This window comes from Streptomyces ziwulingensis (genome assembly GCF_039542605.1).
Taxonomy (GTDB): Bacteria; Actinomycetota; Actinomycetes; order Streptomycetales; family Streptomycetaceae; genus Streptomyces; species Streptomyces ziwulingensis.
In genome coordinates, this window is the sequence record NZ_BAABIG010000026.1 from 1 (window position 1) to 17,387 (window position 17,387).

The 17,387-nt window shown below is 72.8% G+C and carries 12 protein-coding genes and 1 pseudogene; 6 read left to right on the forward strand and 7 right to left on the reverse strand.

The genetic code is table 11. The features are described from left to right. Nucleotides 1-52: 52 nt before the first annotated feature. Nucleotides 53-625 (reverse strand): annotated as a pseudogene (locus ABEB00_RS15695) (Uma2 family endonuclease). A 74-nt stretch (nucleotides 626-699) separates the two neighbouring features. Here ABEB00_RS15695 and recD2 point away from each other — a divergent pair. Further along, nucleotides 700-2,985, forward strand: coding sequence for an SF1B family DNA helicase RecD2 (gene recD2 / locus ABEB00_RS15700; RefSeq protein ID WP_345620261.1), 2,286 nt, complete (start codon nucleotides 700-702; stop codon nucleotides 2,983-2,985). A gap of 242 nt (nucleotides 2,986-3,227) precedes the next feature. Next, nucleotides 3,228-4,517, forward strand: coding sequence for a citrate synthase (locus tag ABEB00_RS15705; protein ID WP_345620262.1), 1,290 nt, complete (start codon nucleotides 3,228-3,230; stop codon nucleotides 4,515-4,517). Between the two features lie 581 nt (nucleotides 4,518-5,098). On the opposite strand, the gene ABEB00_RS15710 is transcribed toward ABEB00_RS15705, so the two are convergent. From ABEB00_RS15710 to ABEB00_RS15725, 4 genes are all read right to left on the reverse strand, one after another. Next, nucleotides 5,099-7,375 carry a heavy metal translocating P-type ATPase gene (locus ABEB00_RS15710; protein WP_345620263.1) on the reverse strand — a complete coding sequence of 759 codons (2,277 nt, stop codon included), beginning with the start codon at nucleotides 7,373-7,375 and terminating at the stop codon, nucleotides 5,099-5,101. Between the two features lie 91 nt (nucleotides 7,376-7,466). Next, entirely contained in the window at nucleotides 7,467-7,706 is a 240-nt protein-coding gene (locus tag ABEB00_RS15715; protein ID WP_345620264.1) for a heavy-metal-associated domain-containing protein, read from the reverse strand. 84 nt (nucleotides 7,707-7,790) lie between these two features. Continuing rightward, complete coding sequence (locus ABEB00_RS15720) at nucleotides 7,791-8,384, reverse strand: GNAT family N-acetyltransferase (protein WP_345620265.1); 594 nt, start codon at nucleotides 8,382-8,384, stop codon at nucleotides 7,791-7,793. Between the two features lie 61 nt (nucleotides 8,385-8,445). Then, nucleotides 8,446-8,646 (reverse strand): helix-turn-helix transcriptional regulator, encoded by a 201-nt coding sequence (locus ABEB00_RS15725; RefSeq protein WP_345620266.1) that lies wholly within the window; start codon nucleotides 8,644-8,646, stop codon nucleotides 8,446-8,448. Nucleotides 8,647-8,972: 326 nt separating this feature from the next. Here ABEB00_RS15725 and iolC point away from each other — a divergent pair, with 326 nt between their 5' ends. The 4 genes from iolC to ABEB00_RS15745 all read left to right on the forward strand — a co-directional run bounded on the left by iolC (nucleotide 8,973) and on the right by ABEB00_RS15745 (nucleotide 15,288). Beyond that, entirely contained in the window at nucleotides 8,973-9,932 is a 960-nt protein-coding gene (gene iolC, locus ABEB00_RS15730) for a 5-dehydro-2-deoxygluconokinase (protein ID WP_345620267.1), read from the forward strand. Between the two features lie 187 nt (nucleotides 9,933-10,119). After that, nucleotides 10,120-11,622 (forward strand): CoA-acylating methylmalonate-semialdehyde dehydrogenase, encoded by a 1,503-nt coding sequence (gene mmsA / locus ABEB00_RS15735; protein ID WP_345620268.1) that lies wholly within the window; start codon nucleotides 10,120-10,122, stop codon nucleotides 11,620-11,622. Nucleotides 11,623-11,758: 136 nt separating this feature from the next. Then, nucleotides 11,759-14,410, forward strand: a complete 2,652-nt coding sequence (locus ABEB00_RS15740; protein ID WP_345620270.1) for a CocE/NonD family hydrolase — start codon at nucleotides 11,759-11,761, stop codon at nucleotides 14,408-14,410. 5 nt (nucleotides 14,411-14,415) lie between these two features. Continuing rightward, the gene (locus ABEB00_RS15745; protein ID WP_345620271.1) at nucleotides 14,416-15,288 is read left to right on the forward strand and encodes an ABC transporter permease; all 873 of its coding nucleotides are present in this window, start codon (nucleotides 14,416-14,418) and stop codon (nucleotides 15,286-15,288) included. On the opposite strand, the gene ABEB00_RS15750 is transcribed toward ABEB00_RS15745, so the two are convergent. Further along, nucleotides 15,285-16,124: a DUF6585 family protein gene (locus ABEB00_RS15750; protein WP_345620272.1), complete on the reverse strand. Its 840-nt coding sequence runs from the start codon at nucleotides 16,122-16,124 to the stop codon at nucleotides 15,285-15,287. The two genes, ABEB00_RS15745 and ABEB00_RS15750, sit on opposite strands and share 4 nt — an antisense overlap. Further along, complete coding sequence (locus tag ABEB00_RS15755) at nucleotides 16,121-17,371, reverse strand: M20/M25/M40 family metallo-hydrolase (protein ID WP_345620274.1); 1,251 nt, start codon at nucleotides 17,369-17,371, stop codon at nucleotides 16,121-16,123. The genes ABEB00_RS15750 and ABEB00_RS15755 overlap by 4 nt, the downstream gene beginning before the upstream one ends. Nucleotides 17,372-17,387 lie beyond the last annotated feature (16 nt).

Sequence of the window (17,387 nt, forward strand, 5' to 3'; positions counted from 1 at the left end):
ACGAGACACCGTTCGAGGCTGGAAGAAAAAGAACAAGCTGAGGGCGCGTTCCTCAACCCTCCCTGCCGTACCGCCTGAACTCTCCCGTCTCCACCGTCCACACCCCGAACGGCACCGCGTCCCCGAAGATGTACGGCTCCTTCTGCGCGTAGCGCCCCTTGCAAGGGTCCGAGTGCACCTCGATCGTGCCGGTGCGCGGGTCGACGATCAGGCAGAGCGGGATGCCCATGGCCGGATAGTCGGCCGGCTTCGCGTCGTAGTCGTTGCTCGGGTTGGACGGCGAGACGATCTCGATGGCGGCCAGCGCCTGCGTCGCGTCGACGGCGAGGCCGTCCTCGTCCAGGACGGCCTCGGGGATGACGACGGCGTCGGGGCGACGCATACGTCCGATGGCGGGATGTTCGATCTCCGGGCCACTCGCACAGATGTAACCGGGGTGCGAGGTGACAAGCTGTGCGTCCAACTGCTTGCAGATGCGCCGGATCGTGCCTTAGTGACGCTTCGAGGGGCACATCATGGCCAGTATCGGGCCGGAGGGCCCGATCTCCACGGTCCAGGCACCTTCGAGCTGTTCCGCGTATGCCCCGAGGTCCTGGGCGATGGCGCGCATCCTCGCGTAGTCCATGTCCCAAGACTACTGAGAGTCCCGGCTCCCGAACCCCGTAGGGAATTGTCACCCCCCACCGATACCGTCACCCCATGCCCAACCAGTCCGAAACCGCCGCCGGCGAACGACGGCTCGCCGTCCTCGATGGTGTGCTGGAGCGCATCACGTACGCCAATGAGGAGAACGGCTACACCGTCGCCCGGGTCGACACCGGCAGAGGCGCCGGCGACCTTCTCACCGTCGTCGGCGCGCTGCTCGGCGCCCAGGCCGGCGAGTCGCTGCGGATGGAGGGCCGGTGGGGCTCGCATCCGCAGTACGGCAAGCAGTTCCACGTCGAGAACTACACGACCGTGCTGCCGGCCACCGTCCAGGGCATCCGGCGCTACCTCGGTTCCGGCCTGGTCAAGGGCATCGGACCGGTCTTCGCCGACCGGATCACCCAGCACTTCGGGGTGGACACGCTGACCGTCATCGAGGAACAGCCGAAGCGGCTCATCGAGGTCCCCGGCCTCGGCCCCAAGCGGACCAAGAAGATCGCCGACGCCTGGGAGGAGCAGAAGGCGATCAAGGAGGTGATGCTGTTCCTCCAGACCGTCGAGGTGTCCACGTCCATCGCGGTCCGCATCTACAAGAAGTACGGCGACGCCTCGATCTCGGTCGTGAAGAACCAGCCGTACCGGCTCGCCGCCGACGTCTGGGGCATCGGCTTCCTCACCGCCGACAAGATCGCCCAGTCCGTCGGCATCCCGCACGACAGCCCGGACCGGGTGAAGGCGGGACTGCAGTACGCGCTCTCCCAGGCCACCGACCAGGGGCACTGCTACCTCCCCGAGGAGAAGCTGATCGCCGACGCGGTCAAGCTGCTCCAGGTGGACACCGGACTTGTCATCGAGTGCCTCGGTGAGCTGGCCGCCGAACCCGAGGAGGGCGAGGACCCCGGCGTGGTGCGGGAGAAGGTCCCCGACCCCGAGGGCGGCGACCCCGTCACCGCCGTCTACCTCGTCCCCTTCCACCGCGCCGAACTGTCCCTCGCCGCGACGGTGCGGCGGCTGCTGCGCACCGACGAGGACCGGATGCCCGCCTTCCGGCAGGTCGCCTGGGACAAGGCGCTCGGCTGGCTGAAGGGCCGTACCGGCGTCGACCTCGCCCCCGAGCAGGAGGCGGCCGTGAAGCTCGCGCTCACCGAGAAGGTCGCGGTGCTCACCGGCGGCCCCGGCTGCGGCAAGTCCTTCACCGTCCGCTCCATCGTGGAGCTGGCCCGCGCGCGCAAGGCGAAGGTGGTGCTGGCCGCCCCGACCGGCCGCGCCGCCAAACGCCTGGCCGAGCTGACCGGCGCCGAGGCGTCCACCGTCCACCGCCTGCTGGAACTGAGGCCCGGCGGCGACGCCGCCTACGACCGCGACCGGCCGCTCGACGCCGACCTGGTGGTGGTCGACGAGGCGTCCATGCTGGACCTGCTGCTCGCCAACAAGCTGGTCAAGGCGGTCGCCCCGGGAGCCCATCTGCTGTTCGTGGGGGACGTCGACCAACTGCCGAGCGTCGGCGCGGGGGAGGTGCTGCGGGATCTGCTCGCGGGGGGCAGCCCGATCCCCGCCGTCCGGCTCACCCGGGTCTTCCGCCAGGCCCAGCAGTCGGGCGTGGTGACCAACGCCCACCGGATCAACGCCGGGCAGCACCCCGTCACCGACGGCATGAAGGACTTCTTCCTCTTCGTCGAGGACGACACGGAGGAGGTGGGCCGGCTGACGGTGGACGTCGTCGCCCGCCGTATCCCGGCCCGTTTCGGCCTCGACCCGCGCCGGGACGTCCAGGTGCTCGCCCCCATGCACCGCGGCCCGGCCGGCGCCGGCACCCTCAACGGCCTGCTCCAGCAGGCCGTCACCCCCGGCCGGCCCGACCTCCCCGAGAAGCGGTTCGGCGGCCGGGTCTTCCGCGTCGGCGACAAGGTCACCCAGATCCGCAACAACTACGAGAAGGGCGAGAACGGTGTCTTCAACGGCACCGTGGGCGTGGTCACCTCGCTCGATCCGGTCGAACAGCGCCTGACCGTACTGACCGACGAGGACGAGGAGGTGCCGTACGAATTCGACGAACTGGACGAACTGGCCCACGCCTACGCGGTGACCATCCACCGCTCCCAGGGCAGCGAGTACCCGGCCGTGGTCATCCCGGTGACCACCAGCGCGTGGATGATGCTCCAGCGCAACCTGCTCTACACGGCGGTCACCCGGGCGAAGAAGCTGGTCGTCCTCGTCGGTTCGCGCAAGGCGATCGGGCAGGCGGTACGCACGGTCTCGGCCGGACGGCGCTGCACCGCCCTCGACTTCCGGCTCTCCGGAGGCTCCGGAGCCGTCCCCGGTCCCCGGACGGCCCCCTGACCGGCACCTGTACGGCATCCGGCCGTAACGCAGGCGGAAAATGATCGATCAAATGAGTCGCGAAGGTCACAGAGGACTTCCCGAAGCGGAACCGAGCGGGCAGGATGGACAAGTTGGCGGCACTCAGTGCCGCCAATAGGCCCGATGGTCGACCCCGAGTGCACTCTCCTGAGCCAAGTGGGGGATGGTAGAGACAGTCAGGGCACCTCGAAGATGAGGCACTACGTCGGTGAGGGAAAGACGTGAGCGACAACTCTGTAGTACTGCGGTTCGGTGACGACGAGTACACCTACCCGGTGATCGACAGCACCGTCGGTGACAAGGGCTTCGACATCGGGAAGCTCCGCGCCCAGACCGGTCTGGTCACGCTGGACAGCGGTTACGGCAACACCGCCGCCTATAAATCCGCCATTACGTATCTGGACGGCGAGGCGGGGATCCTCCGTTACCGCGGCTACCCGATCGAACAGCTCGCCGAGCGCTCCACGTTCCTGGAGGTCGCCTACCTGCTGATCAACGGCGAGCTGCCGACCGTCGACGAGCTGGCCTCGTTCAAGGGCGAGATCACGCAGCACACCCTGCTGCACGAGGACGTCAAGAACTTCTACCGGGGCTTCCCGCGCGACGCCCACCCGATGGCCATGCTGTCCTCGGTGGTGTCCGCGCTGTCCACGTTCTACCAGGACAGCCACAACCCGTTCGACGAGCGCCAGCGCAACCTCTCCACCATCCGGCTGCTCGCCAAGCTCCCGACGATCGCGGCCTACGCGTACAAGAAGTCGATCGGCCACCCGTTCGTCTACCCGCGCAACGACCTCGGCTACGTCGAGAACTTCCTGCGCATGACGTTCTCGGTGCCGGCCCAGGAGTACGACCTCGACCCCACGGTCGTCGCCGCCCTGGACAAGCTGCTGATCCTGCACGCGGACCACGAGCAGAACTGTTCGACCTCCACGGTCCGCCTGGTCGGCTCCTCGCAGGCGAACATGTTCGCGTCGATCTCCGCCGGCATCAACGCGCTGTGGGGCCCGCTGCACGGCGGCGCCAACCAGTCGGTGCTGGAGATGCTGGAAGGCATCCGCGACAACGGCGGCGACGTCGACACCTTCATCCGCAAGGTGAAGAACAAGGAGGACGGCGTCCGCCTGATGGGCTTCGGCCACCGGGTGTACAAGAACTTCGACCCGCGCGCCAAGATCATCAAGGCCGCCGCGCACGATGTGCTCTCCGCCCTCGGCAAGTCCGACGAACTGCTGGACATCGCCCTGAAGCTGGAGGAGCACGCGCTCTCCGACGACTACTTCGTCTCGCGCAGCCTCTACCCGAACGTCGACTTCTACACCGGTCTGATCTACCGGGCCATGGGCTTCCCGACCGAGATGTTCACGGTCCTGTTCGCCCTCGGCCGGCTGCCGGGCTGGATCGCCCAGTGGCACGAGATGATCAAGGAGCCGGGGTCGCGTATCGGCCGCCCGCGCCAGATCTACACCGGCGTCGTCGAGCGCGACTTCGTGCCCGTCGAACAGCGCTGAGCCCCCTGTACCGAGGTCCCGTACCGCCAGAGGTCCCGTACCGCTTCGAGCGGTGCGGGACTTTGTCGTACGTACGGGGGAGGTTTCGCACGAGGTGAGCGTGAACGGCAGAAGGCGCCCCGGCGCCGGTCCCCCCACGGGCCGACGACCAGGGCGCCTTCCCAGTCCCGGTGCGGATTCCCCCCACGGGATCCGGCCGGGCGTCTGTGAGGACAGCGCCTGAATCGCTGTACTGCGGTCTGCCGGGACAACGCACCTCCGGGAGGGCCGCTCAAAGCTCCCCGGTGTACGTGTCCCGGCAACGCGTCTCCGGAGAAGTCCCCCAAGACATCTTCAGATGCCAGTTCGCGCCCCCCAAGACGCTCCCTGACATCGCCAACTTAGACCTTCGCACCCCTTCGATGGTTACGTTCGGTCCACTGTGACCTGCGTCTCTTGCATATGTCCGTTAGGTGCGCAAGAGACCGGTAGGCCGAACGAGACCCAGCGTAGGGAAGATGCGCGAGCCTTGTGAAGAGCTTATGTGAGGCGAGTGCCGGACTCCAGTGGCAGTTGCATTTCGGCCCCGGTCGATCCGCGGCTCAGCGGAACGTGCGCAGCCGCAGGCTGTTGCTGACCACGAAGACCGAGGAGAACGCCATCGCCGCTCCCGCGATCATCGGGTTGAGCAGCCCGGCGGCGGCCAGCGGCAGCGCGGCCACGTTGTAGCCGAAGGCCCACACGAGGTTGCCCTTGATCGTGGCGAGGGTGCGCCGGGAGAGCCGGATCGCGTCCGCGGCCACCCGCAGGTCCCCGCCGACCAGCGTCAGGTCGCCCGCCTCGATCGCCGCGTCCGTCCCCGTGCCCAGGGCGAGCCCGAGGTCGGCGGTGGCGAGCGCGGCGGCGTCGTTGACCCCGTCACCGACCATGGCGACCGTACGGCCCTCGGCGCGCAGGCGCCGCACGACCTCGACCTTGCCCTCGGGCAGCACCTCGGCGATCACGTCCTCGGCGGCGATCCCGACGCTCCGGGCGACCGATTCGGCCACCCGCCGGTTGTCGCCGGTCAGCAGCACCGGGCGCAGGCCCAGCCGGCGCAGGGCGGCGACCGCCTCGGCGCTGGTGTCCTTGACGGCGTCGGCGACCGCGAGCACCCCGCGCGCCCGGCCGTCCCAGCCGACCACGACGGCCGTACGGCCCTGCTCCTCGGCCTGCCGGACCGCGCGCGCCACCGGGGGCGGGAGGTCGGGGTACAGGCGCCCCACGGCCACCTCGCGGCCCGCGACGCGGGCCCGCACGCCCCGGCCGGGCACGTTCTCGAAGTCCTGCGCGTCGGGCAGCGTCCCGAGCCGGTCGCGCGCCCCGGCGGCGACGGCGCGGGCGACCGGGTGCTCGGAGGCGTGCTCGACGGCGCCCGCCAGGCGCAGTACTTCCTGCTCGTCGGTGCCCTCGGCGGCGTACACCGTGTGGAGGGTCATGCGGCCGGTGGTGACGGTGCCGGTCTTGTCGAGGACGACGGTGTCGACGCGGCGGGTGGACTCCAGGACCTCGGGGCCCTTGATGAGGATGCCGAGCTGGGCGCCGCGGCCGGTGCCGACCAGCAGGGCGGTGGGCGTGGCCAGTCCCAGGGCGCAGGGGCAGGCGATGATCAGGACCGCGATGGCCGCGGTGAACGCGGCGGCGGCGTCGCCGGTGACGCCCAGCCAGCCGCCCAGGGTGCCCGCCGCGATCAGCAGGACGACGGGGACGAAGACGCCGGCGACGCGGTCGGCGAGCCGCTGCACCTCGGCCTTGCCGTTCTGCGCGTCCTCCACCAGCTTCGCCATCCGGGCCAGTTGCGTGTCGGCGCCGACCCGGACCGCCTCGACCACGAGCCGGCCGCCGACGTTGACGGTGGCGCCGGTGACCGTGTCCCCGGCGGTGACGTCCACCGGCACCGACTCGCCGGTGAGCATCGAGACGTCCACCGCGGACGCGCCGTCGACCACCGTGCCGTCGGTGGCGATCTTCTCGCCGGGCCGGACCACGAACCGGTCGCCGACGGCCAGCCGGCCGGCCGGGACCCGCTCCTCGCGGCCGTCGCGCAGGACGGTGACGTCCTTGGCGCCCAGTTCCAGCAGGGCCCTGAGGGCCGCGCCCGCGCGGCGCTTGGAGCGGGCCTCCAGGAAGCGGCCGAGCAGCAGGAAGGCGGTGACGCCGGCGGCGACCTCCAGATAGAGGGTGGAGGAGCTTTCGGCGCGCGAGACGGTCAGTTCGAAGGGGTGGCGCATGCCCGGCATCCCCGCGTCGCCGAGGAAGAGCGCCCACAGCGACCAGCCGAACGCCGCGAGCGTGCCCAGCGAGACGAGGGTGTCCATGGTGGCCGCGCCGTGCCGGAGGCTGGTCCAGGCGGCGCGGTGGAAGGGCAGGCCGCCCCAGACGACGACGGGCGCGGCGAGGGTGAGCGAGAGCCACTGCCAGTGGTCGAACTGCGCCACCGGGACCATGGCGAGCAGCACGACGGGGGCGGCGAGGAGCGCGGAGACGGTGAGCCGCTGCCGCAGCGCGGACAGCTCCGGGTCGTGAGGCGCCGAGGCCGCCTCGGGCCCGGCCGGGCCGGCGGCGGGCTCCGGCGGCGGGGGTTCCTCGGCGGTGTACCCGGTCCGTACGACGGTGGCGATGAGGTCGGCGACGTCCGTCCCGGCCGGGTAGGAGACCCGGGCCTTCTCGGTCGCGTAGTTCACCGTGGCGGTGACGCCGTCCATGCGGTTGAGCTTCTTCTCGACCCGGGCCGCGCAGGACGCGCAGGTCATCCCGCCGATGCGCAGCTCGACCGCCGAGCCGCCGGGGGCGGCGTCGACGGGTGCGGGTATGGACGGGGAGTTCGCGGTGGTGGTCATGTTCCGGCTCCGGAAGGCCGACCGGGCCGGCCTCGTGCCGCTGCCCGGTCGGAGAGGGGAAGGGCGTGCTCGCCCTCGGGTGGTGGGCGGATCAGGCCCGGCCGGCCAGCTCGAAGCCGGCCTCGTCGACGGCGGCGCGCACGGTCTCCTCGTCCAGCGGGGCGGCCGAGACGACGGTGACCTCGCCGGTGGAGGCGACGGCCTTCACCGAGCTGACGCCGGGGATCTCGCCGATCTCGGCGGAGACGGCGCCCTCGCAGTGTCCGCAGCTCATTCCGCTCACCTGGTAGACGGCGGTGACGGAACCCTGGGTGTCGCTCTGGGCGGTCATGTGCACTCCTCGTAGGGGCCTGCGGCCGGGGTACCCGTGACCCGCGGCGGGTCACCTGACTCCCAGCATACCCCTAGGGGGTACTCATACGGCACCTTCGGGGCGACCCGGTGTCGCCCGGCCGCCCGGAGCGGACGCCCGCCACTCGTGCTCCAGCACCCCCATCACCACCTCGTCCACCCACCGGCCCTCCCGCAGCGCCGCTTCCCGCCGCACCCCCTCCACCACGAATCCCGCCTTCTCGTAGGCGCGCAGCGCCCGGTGGTTGTGGCCGTAGACCTCCAGTTCGATCCGGTGCAGGCCGCCCTGCTCGAAGCCGTGGCCGACGATCAGCCGGGTGGCCTCGGTGCCGAGCCCCCGGCCCCGCCCGCCAGGGCCGATCAGGGTGCGGAAGACGCAGCTCCGGGCGTGCGGATCGACGTCGTACAGCACCACCTCGCCGACGAGTTCGCCGGTGAGCCGGTCGGTGACCGCGAGATCGAGCCGGTCCCGGGCCGTGCTCCGGGAGCCGTACCAGGAGTGCAGTCGCTCGCGGGTCAGCGCGGTGTCCGGCTCGAAGGTGAAGCGGACCACCTCGGGGTCGCGCACGATCTCCCACATCAGGTCCGCGTCCTCGGCGGTGAAGGGGCGCAGCACGACCTTCGCACCGGTCAGGACGGGTTTCACGGCGAAATCCATGCCCCGCACTGTGCCCCACACACCGCCCCGGCCGCAGCGGCGTTCTGCCGGCCCGGCGGGCTCACTCCCGGGCTCGCCCCCGGTTGCGGGGCCGGGACGCCACCCAGGTGCGGATGGTGTCGGCGTACCAGTAGGGCTTGCCGGCCTCCACATGGTCCGGGGCGGGCAGCAGGCCGTGCTTCCGGTACGAGCGCACGGTGTCGGGCTGGACGCGGATGTGGGCCGCGATGTCCTTGTAGGACCAGAGCATTCGGTCGGTCATGCCGTACCTCCCCGCGCGCGCCCCGGTGGCGGCCGGGAAGCCGTCCGGGGGAGCCGGGCGCAGCGCTGGTGATCATCAAGTCTGTGCGCGGCCGGCGACGGAGCGTGAGGACGCGTCCGGGGCCGTGCGCGGATGTGACGGAAGGCGTGCGGGGACGGGACAGTCGTGACACGGCGGTGGCGTTTGTGACACGACCGCCACACGGGGCGATCGCCGTACGGGACTTGGGGGCGGTGCGTGGTCCGGATGTCCGGACAATGCGTTGACAGCCTCGGTGGGCGCGGCTAGAAAGCCGGGAGGGCAGTGCCGACACGAAGGGGCCGCGCATGGCGTACGACGTGATCACCATGGGCCGGATCGGCGTGGACCTGTATCCGCTGCAGACCGGCGTCCCGCTGAAGGACGTCACGTCGTTCGGCAAGTTCCTCGGCGGCTCGGCGACCAACGTCGCCGTCGCCGCGGCCCGCCTCGGACGCCGTACGGCGGTGATCACGCGCACGGGCGACGACCCGTTCGGCGCCTATCTGCACGAGGCCCTGCGCGGCTTCGGCGTCGACGACCGCTGGGTCACCCCGGTCGCCGGACTGCCCACGCCCGTCACCTTCTGCGAGGTCTTCCCGCCGGACGACTTCCCGCTCTACTTCTACCGGCAGCCCAAGGCTCCCGACCTGGAGATCGACGCCCGCGACCTCGACCTGGGCGCCGTCGCCGGGGCCCGGCTCTTCTGGGTGACCGGGACCGGCCTGTGCGACGAACCCAGCCGGACGGCGACGCTCGCCGCCCTCGCCCACCGGGCCGGGGCGGGCCCCGCCGGCCCCACGGTGTTCGACCTCGACTGGCGCCCCGTGTTCTGGGCCGACCCCGAGGCGGCCCGCCCCTTCTACCGCGAGGCCCTGCGCCACGCCACCGTCGCCGTCGGCAACCTCGACGAGGTGGAGATCGCCACCGGCGTCCGCGAACCGCACGCCGCCGCCCGCGCCCTGCTGGACACCGGCGTGGCACTCGCCGTCGTCAAACAGGGACCGAAGGGGGTGCTGGCCCTCGACGCGCACGGCGGGAGTGCCGAGGTCCCGCCGCTCCCGGTCGACGTCCTCAACGGACTCGGCGCCGGCGACGCCTTCGGCGGCTCGCTCTGCCACGGCCTGCTGGCCGGCTGGGACCTGGAGCGCACCATGCGGTACGCCAACGCCGCCGGCGCCCTGGTCGCCTCCCGCCTGGAGTGCTCCTCCGCCATGCCGACCGCCGAGGAGGTCGAGGCGGCACTCAGCGCGGGTGCCGTGCGGTGAGGGCCGCGGTGAATGCCCTGCGGTGAATGCCCTGCGGTGAATGCCGCGCCACATGTGTCTACGGCGGGACCCGAACCCCCGACACTGTGTCGGGCGCGTCCCGGACCCGCGCCTGATGGGATGGCCCCGAGCGGTACGGACGGGACGTCTCCCGCCGACACCGCCCTCTGCGAAGGAGTTCTCGGTCATGACGCACCTCGTCAACCACTGGATCGGCGGCCGGACCGCCGAAGGCGCCTCGGGCACCTACGGACCGGTGACGGACCCGGCGACCGGGGCGGTCACCACGAAGGTCGCCTTCGCCTCGGCCGAGGAGGTGGACACCGCCGTCGCCGCCGCCAAGGAGGCGTACCTGAGCTGGGGCCGGTCCTCGCTGGCCCAGCGCACCGCGATCCTGTTCCGGTTCCGCGCGCTGCTGGACGCCCACCGCGACGAGATCGCCGCCCTGATCACCGCCGAGCACGGCAAGGTGCACTCCGACGCCCTCGGCGAGGTCGCCCGCGGCCTGGAGATCGTCGACCTGGCCTGCGGCATCACCGTGCAGCTCAAGGGCGAGCTGTCCACCGAGGTCGCCACCCGCGTGGACGTGGCCGCCATCCGGCAGCCGCTGGGCGTCGTCGCGGGCATCACGCCGTTCAACTTCCCGGCCATGGTGCCGATGTGGATGTTCCCGATCGCCATCGCCTGCGGCAACACCTTCGTCCTGAAGCCGAGCGAGAAGGACCCGTCGGCCCCGACGCGGATCGCCGAACTCCTCACCGAGGCCGGTCTGCCCGACGGTGTCCTCAACGTCGTGCACGGCGACCGCACGGCCGTCGACCGGCTGCTGGAGCACCCCGACGTCAAGGCGGTCTCCTTCGTCGGCTCCACCCCCGTCGCCCGCCACATCCACACCACCGCCGCCGCCCGCGGCAAACGCGTCCAGGCCCTCGGCGGCGCCAAGAACCACATGCTGGTCCTGCCCGACGCCGACCTCGACGCGGCGGCCGACGCGGCCGTCTCCGCCGCCTACGGCTCCGCCGGCGAGCGCTGCATGGCCATCTCCGCGGTCGTCGCCGTCGGCGCGATCGGCGACGAACTGGTGGCCCGGATCCGCGAACGCGCCGAGAAGATCAAGATCGGCCCCGGTGCCGACCCGGCCTCCGAGATGGGTCCGCTGATCACCCGGGCCCACCGCGACAAGGTCGCCTCCTACGTGGCGGGCGCGGCGGCCGAGGGCTGCGAGGTCGTCCTCGACGGCACCGGGTACACCGTCGACGGCCACGAGGACGGCCACTGGATCGGCATCTCCCTGCTCGACCAGGTCCCCACGACGGCGAAGGCGTACCAGGAGGAGATCTTCGGCCCGGTGCTGTGCGTGCTGCGCGCCGGGACGTACGAGGAGGGGCTCGCCCTCGTCAACGCCTCCCCGTTCGGCAACGGCACCGCGATCTTCACCCGGGACGGCGGCGCCGCCCGCCGCTTCCAACTGGAGGCCGAGGCGGGCATGGTCGGCGTCAACGTGCCCATCCCGGTGCCCGTCGGCTACCACTCCTTCGGCGGCTGGAAGGACTCCCTCTTCGGCGACCACCACGTCTACGGCAACGACGGCACGCACTTCTACACCCGCGGCAAGGTCGTCACCACCCGCTGGCCCGACCCGTCCGAGGCCCCGGCCGGCGTCGACCTCGGCTTCCCGCGCAACCACTGACGTCCACCGGCCGGCGCCCCCCGGCCCCCGTACCACGAACGCGGTACGGGGGGCCGGGTCCGTACTCCCGTGGGTGGGGTCCGGATCGGTCGCCGGTCGACAACTCTCCGACAGTTTCACCCCGTACGGTTGAAGCATGGATCTTCGACTGTCCGGCCCGCGCGGGTTCCTCAGGCGCCGGTCGCGGCGGCTGGTGGCCGCCGCGGGCGCCGTCGCCGTGCTGGCCGGAGCCGGTACCTGGGCGGCCGTCGCCTCGGCCGGCGGCCCGGCCGCCGTGCACCGCGCCGACCGGCTCATGACCACGGCCGACGGAGTACGCGTCGACACCTCGTACTTCACCTCCGGGGACGCCGGCCGCCGGCCGGCCGTGCTGCTCGGGCACGGGTTCGGCGGCAGCAAGAACGACGTCCGCGCGCAGGCCGAGCGGCTCGCCCGGGACGGTTACGCGGTACTGACCTGGTCGGCGCGCGGCTTCGGCCGGTCGACGGGGAAGATCGGACTGAACGCCCCGGACGGCGAGGTCGCCGACGTCTCCCGGCTGATCGACTGGCTGGCGAAGCAGCCCCAGGTCGAACTGGACGAGGCGGGCGACCCGCGGGTGGGCATGGCCGGCGGCTCCTACGGCGGCGCGATCGCGCTGCTGACCGCCGGTCACGACGACCGGGTGGACGCCATCGCCCCGGCCGTCACGTACTGGAACCTGGCCGACGCCCTCTTCCCCGACGGCGTCTTCAAGAAGCTGTGGGCGGGCATCTTCGTCAACAGCGGCGGCGGCTGCGCCCGGTTCGAGGACGCGCTGTGCTCGATGTACGAGCGGGTCGCCGAGTCCGGTACGCCGGACGCGGCGGCGGTGCGGCTCCTTCGGGAGCGCAGCCCGCAGGCGGTCGGCGACCGCATCGACGTGCCCACGCTGCTGATGCAGGGGCAGACCGACTCCCTGTTCCCGCTCGGCCAGGCCGACGCCGCCGCGAAGGCGATCCGCGCCAACGGCGCCCCCGTGGACGTCGACTGGCTCTCCGGCGGCCACGACGGCGGCGACCTGGAGTCCGACCGCGTCCAGGCCCGCGCCGAGGCGTGGTTCGACCGCTACCTGAAGGGCGAGAAGTCCGCCGGCACCGGCCCGGCCTTCCGCGTCACCCGGACCCTCGGCGCCGGCAGCGGGGACGGCGAGCCGCGCCTCGAAGGCGTCGGCGCGGACCGCTACCCCGGCCTGTCCGGCGACCCGCGCGCGATCGCACTGCGCGGCCGCGAGCAGCGCTTCGAGAACCCGGCCGGGGCCAGTCCGCCCGCCGTCTCCGGCCTGCCCGGCATCGGCGGCTCCGGCGGCCTCGCCCAGCTCTCCTCCCTCGGCATCGGCATCTCCCTGGACTTCCCCGGCCAGTTCGCGGCGTTCGAGTCCGCGCCGGTGCGCGGCGACCTCCAGATCACCGGCTCGCCCACCGCGACGGTCCACGTCACCTCCACGACCGACGACGCCGTGCTCTTCGCCAAGGTCTACGACGTCGCCCCCGGCGGCGCCCAGAAGGTCCTGCCGAACCAACTGGTCGCGCCGGTCCGGGTGCCGGACGCGAAGGCCGGCCGGGACGTGACGCTCACCCTCCCGGCGATCGACCACGAGGTGGCCGACGGCCACCGCCTGCGCCTGGTCCTCGCCTCCACCGACCTCGGCTACGCCTCACCGGCGGCTCCGGCGACGTACACCGTCTCCCTGGAGAGCGACCTGACGGTGCCGACGGCCCTCGGCGCCACCGGGCAGACCGCCGGGCTGCCCGCCTGGGTCTGGTGGGCGCCGCTCGCGGGCGCGCTCGTCGCCGCGGCGCTGCTGCTGACCGCCCGCCGCCGCACCGCCGTCCCGCCGCCCGACCCGGCCCTCGCCGAGGTCCCGCTGCGGATCACCGGGCTCACCAAGAAGTACGCGAGGTCCGTCGACCGGTACGCGGTCCGGGAGGTGTCCTTCCGCGTGGACAAGGGCCAGGTGCTCGGGCTGCTCGGCCCGAACGGCGCCGGCAAGACGACCACCCTGCGGATGCTGATGGGCCTGATCACCCCCGACGGCGGCGAGATCCGGGTCTTCGGCCACGCCGTCGCGCCCGGCGCCCCGGTCCTCTCCCGCGTCGGCGCCTTCGTCGAGGGCGCGGGTTTCCTGCCGCACCTGACCGGCCGGGAGAACCTGGAGCTGTACTGGCGGGCCACCGGCCGCCCCGCCGAGGACGCCCACCTGGAGGAGGCCCTGGAGATCGCCGGGCTCGGCGAGGCGCTCGCCCGCGCGGTGCGCACCTACTCCCAGGGCATGCGCCAGCGCCTGGCCATCGCCCAGGCCATGCTCGGCCTGCCGGACCTGCTCATCCTGGACGAGCCGACCAACGGCCTGGACCCGCCGCAGATCCGCGAGATGCGCGAGGTGATGATCCGTTACGCGGCCGACGGCCGCACGGTGATCGTCTCCAGCCATCTGCTGGCCGAGGTCGAACAGAGCTGCACGCATCTGGTCGTGATGGACCACGGCAGGCTGGTCCAGGCCGGGCCGGTCGGCGAGATCATCGGCTCCGGGGACACGCTGCTGGTGGGCACCGCCGAACCGCTGGACGCGCCGGTCGTCGAGAAGGTCGCCGCCCTCCCGGACGTGGCCTCGGCCGTGCCCACCGCCGACGGCCTGCTGGTCCGCCTGGACGCCGGCGGCACCGTCCGCCGCCTCGTCGCCGAACTCGTCCGGCTGGACGTGCCGGTGGAGTCGGTCGGCCCGCACCGCCGCCTCGAAGACGCCTTCCTCACCCTGATCGGAGACTGACACCCATGAGCACGCTCGCCGGGCGCGCCGGGCCCCACGAGGTCGCCGACGGCTACCGCGCGGGCCGCACCCTGCCCGTACGGGTCGAACTGGTCCGGCAGCTCAAGCGCCGCCGCACCCTGGTGATGGGCGGCATCCTGTTCGCCCTGCCCTTCGTCCTGCTGATCGCCTTCGCGGTCGGCGGCGAACCGGAGGGCCGGGCCGGCCAGGTCTCCCTGATGGACTCCGCCACTGCCTCCGGCGCCAACTTCGCGGCGGTGACCCTGTTCGCCTCGGCGGGCTTCCTGCTCGTCGTCCCCGTGGCCCTGTTCTGCGGCGACACCGTCGCCTCCGAGGCGAGCTGGTCCTCCCTGCGCTATCTGCTCGCGGCGCCGGTCCCGCGCGCCCGCCTGCTGCTGTCCAAGCTCACCGTCGGCCTCGGTCTCAGCCTGGCCGCGATCGTGCTGCTGCCGCTGGTCGCGCTCGCCGTCGGCGCGGTCGCCTACGGCTGGGGCCCGCTCCAGCTCCCCACCGGCGGCACCCTGTCCACCGGCACCGCCACCGGACGCCTCGCGCTGACCGCGGCGTACGTCTTCGTCTCCCAACTGGTCACCGCCGCGCTGGCGTTCTGGCTCTCCACCAAGACCGACGCCCCGCTCGGCGCGGTCGGCGGCGCGGTCGGCCTGACCATCATCGGCAACGTCCTGGACGAGGTCACGGCGCTGGGCGACTGGCGCTCCTTCCTCCCCGCGCACTGGCAGTACGCCTGGCTCGACGCGGTCCGGCCCCAGCTCGACCTCACCCGCATGATCCAGGGCACCTCGCTCTCGGTGACGTACGCGCTGGTCCTGTTCGCCCTGGCGTTCCGGGGTTTCGCCCGCAAGGACGTCGTCTCCTAGCCGGTGACGTCGGTGACGTCGGTGGCGTCCGTGGCGCCGCTGCGGAGGTTCGAGGCGACGGTGAGGAACGCGAGGAGGTTCGGCACGGTCCTGGACTGGACGCTGGCCCAGGTCCCGGGGTGGCCGCGGCGCCGGACGACGACGACGCCCTGGTGGACGTCGATCGCCTCGACCTCCGGCCAGGGCAGCACCCCGCCGCGGCCGGCCGCGACACCGGTGACGTCCAGCACGAACGGGCCGTGGGCCGCCCGGCGCCCCTCCCGGACCGACTGCCACACCCGAGGCGCCTGGGCCCGCGCGACGGCCTCGGAGATCAGGGGCGCCCAGGTCCCGTGGCCGGCGAAGAAGTCCGAGATCTGGATCCTCGCTCCGCCGGGCGCCACCAGGGTGGACGCGTGGGTGCTGCCCCAGGGGGCCTCGGTGTCCTTGTAGCGGATCACGTGCCGCACCGTCTCCTGGTAGAGGACCGCCTGGTCCCAGCGGACCGCGAACAGCCGGCCGCGGCCCATGTCCACCACCAGCCCCGCCTCGAAGAGGTACAGCCGCCGGCCGCCGAGCCCCTTGCGGACGTTCGGGCTGTTGACCAGGGCACCGGCGCCCAGCACGGCGACGGCCAGCGGGTACAGCCCGAACGCCCAGGACACGTGGACCCCGAGCAGTACCCCTCCGGTCGCCAGGCAGGCGACGCCGAGCAGCGATCCGGCGAGGAACAACCCCCGCAGCCCCTCCCGCACGTCCAGCTCCTTCGCCGGTGCGAAGGTGTGGTCGAGCCGGCCGAGGCGGTGCCGGACGGCCAGGCGGGCGGCTTCGGGGGACGGGGAGTCCGGCACGCTCATGCGGGTCCTCGGTTTCCTGCCGGAGCGCCCTCGGCGAGGCCGTTCCGGCCGGTCGGGTCGGTCGGGTCGGTCGGGTCGGGCCTGTCGGTCGGGCCGGTGGTGCCGGCCGGGCCGGTCGTGGTCGTGTGCGCGACGAGCCGGGCGAGGAGGCGGGCGCGCGGGACCATCCAGGCGACCTCGACGTACTCGGTGTCCGCGTGCGCTCCGGCGCCCACGCCGCCCAGGCCGTCCAGCGTCGGACAGCCCACCGCGGCGGTGTGGTTGCCGTCCGAGGCGCCGCCCACGGCGGTGCCGCGCAGCGGTCCCTGGCCCAGTTCCGCGGCGAGCCGGGCGGCGAGGGCGAACAGCGCGGCACTGGACTCCGGTTCCAGCGGCGGCCGTCGCCCGCCGCCCCGCACCTCCAGCCGGGCCCCGGGGGTGCGGGCGGTGAGCGCGCGCATCGCCGCGTCGACCCGGTCCTGCGCCGCCGCCGACGGCACCCGCACGTCCACCGACAGCCGCGCCAGCGCGGGCACGGTGTTGCGGGCGCTGCCGGCCGACAGCAAGGTGGGCGTGACGGTCGTGGCACCGGGGCCGGACGGGGTGGCCGCCGGACCGGCCGTGCCCGGCGCGTCCCCGAGACCGGCCACGGCCAGTACCTGATGCGCGGCCTCGACCGCCGCGTTGACCCCCTTGTGCGGTTCCTGACCGGCGTGGGCGGCCCGGCCGCGCACGACGACCTCGTACCGGGAGGTGCCCTTGCGGGCGGTCTTGAGCGTGCCCCGCTCGTCCGCGGCGGCCTCCAGCACGAAGGCGGCCGCGCAGCCCCGCGCCGACTCCTCGATCAGCTCCCGGGAGGTCGCGGAGCTGACCTCCTCGTCCCCGTTGACCACGACGCACACCCCGTCCGGGGAGGGCAGCGAGGCCAGCGCGTGCAACATCTGCACCAGGCCCGCCTTCATGTCCAGGACCCCGGGGCCGCGAGCGGTCCCGTCCGCCACCGACCAGGGGTGGTCCCGCAGCGAACCGGGCGGCCACACCGTGTCGTGGTGCCCCACCAGCAGCACGCGCGGGGTGCCGAAGCGCCACCGCAGGTGGGTGACGCCGCCGAGCACGAGCACCTCGGGCGCGGCCCCCAGCAGCCGCGTGCCCAGGGCGCCGACCACCTCCGCGCTGCGCGCCACCGCCGCGTGGTCCGCCGAGAAGGACTCGCAGCGCACCAGCTCCTCCAGATCGGCCAGCATCACCGGTAATGAGAGCCCGGACATGACACCCCCTCCTACG

Coding starts and splice junctions, on each gene's coding strand:
- iolC (WP_345620267.1), top strand. CDS start 8,973: ATGGCGTACGACGTGATCACCATGGGCCGGATCGGCGTGGACCTGTAT.
- ABEB00_RS15715 (WP_345620264.1), bottom strand. CDS start 7,706: ATGACCGCCCAGAGCGACACCCAGGGTTCCGTCACCGCCGTCTACCAG.
- ABEB00_RS15740 (WP_345620270.1), top strand. CDS start 11,759: ATGGATCTTCGACTGTCCGGCCCGCGCGGGTTCCTCAGGCGCCGGTCG.
- recD2 (WP_345620261.1), top strand. CDS start 700: ATGCCCAACCAGTCCGAAACCGCCGCCGGCGAACGACGGCTCGCCGTC.
- ABEB00_RS15750 (WP_345620272.1), bottom strand. CDS start 16,124: ATGAGCGTGCCGGACTCCCCGTCCCCCGAAGCCGCCCGCCTGGCCGTC.
- ABEB00_RS15720 (WP_345620265.1), bottom strand. CDS start 8,384: ATGGATTTCGCCGTGAAACCCGTCCTGACCGGTGCGAAGGTCGTGCTG.
- ABEB00_RS15725 (WP_345620266.1), bottom strand. CDS start 8,646: ATGACCGACCGAATGCTCTGGTCCTACAAGGACATCGCGGCCCACATC.
- ABEB00_RS15755 (WP_345620274.1), bottom strand. CDS start 17,371: ATGTCCGGGCTCTCATTACCGGTGATGCTGGCCGATCTGGAGGAGCTG.
- ABEB00_RS15710 (WP_345620263.1), bottom strand. CDS start 7,375: ATGACCACCACCGCGAACTCCCCGTCCATACCCGCACCCGTCGACGCC.
- mmsA (WP_345620268.1), top strand. CDS start 10,120: ATGACGCACCTCGTCAACCACTGGATCGGCGGCCGGACCGCCGAAGGC.
- ABEB00_RS15745 (WP_345620271.1), top strand. CDS start 14,416: ATGAGCACGCTCGCCGGGCGCGCCGGGCCCCACGAGGTCGCCGACGGC.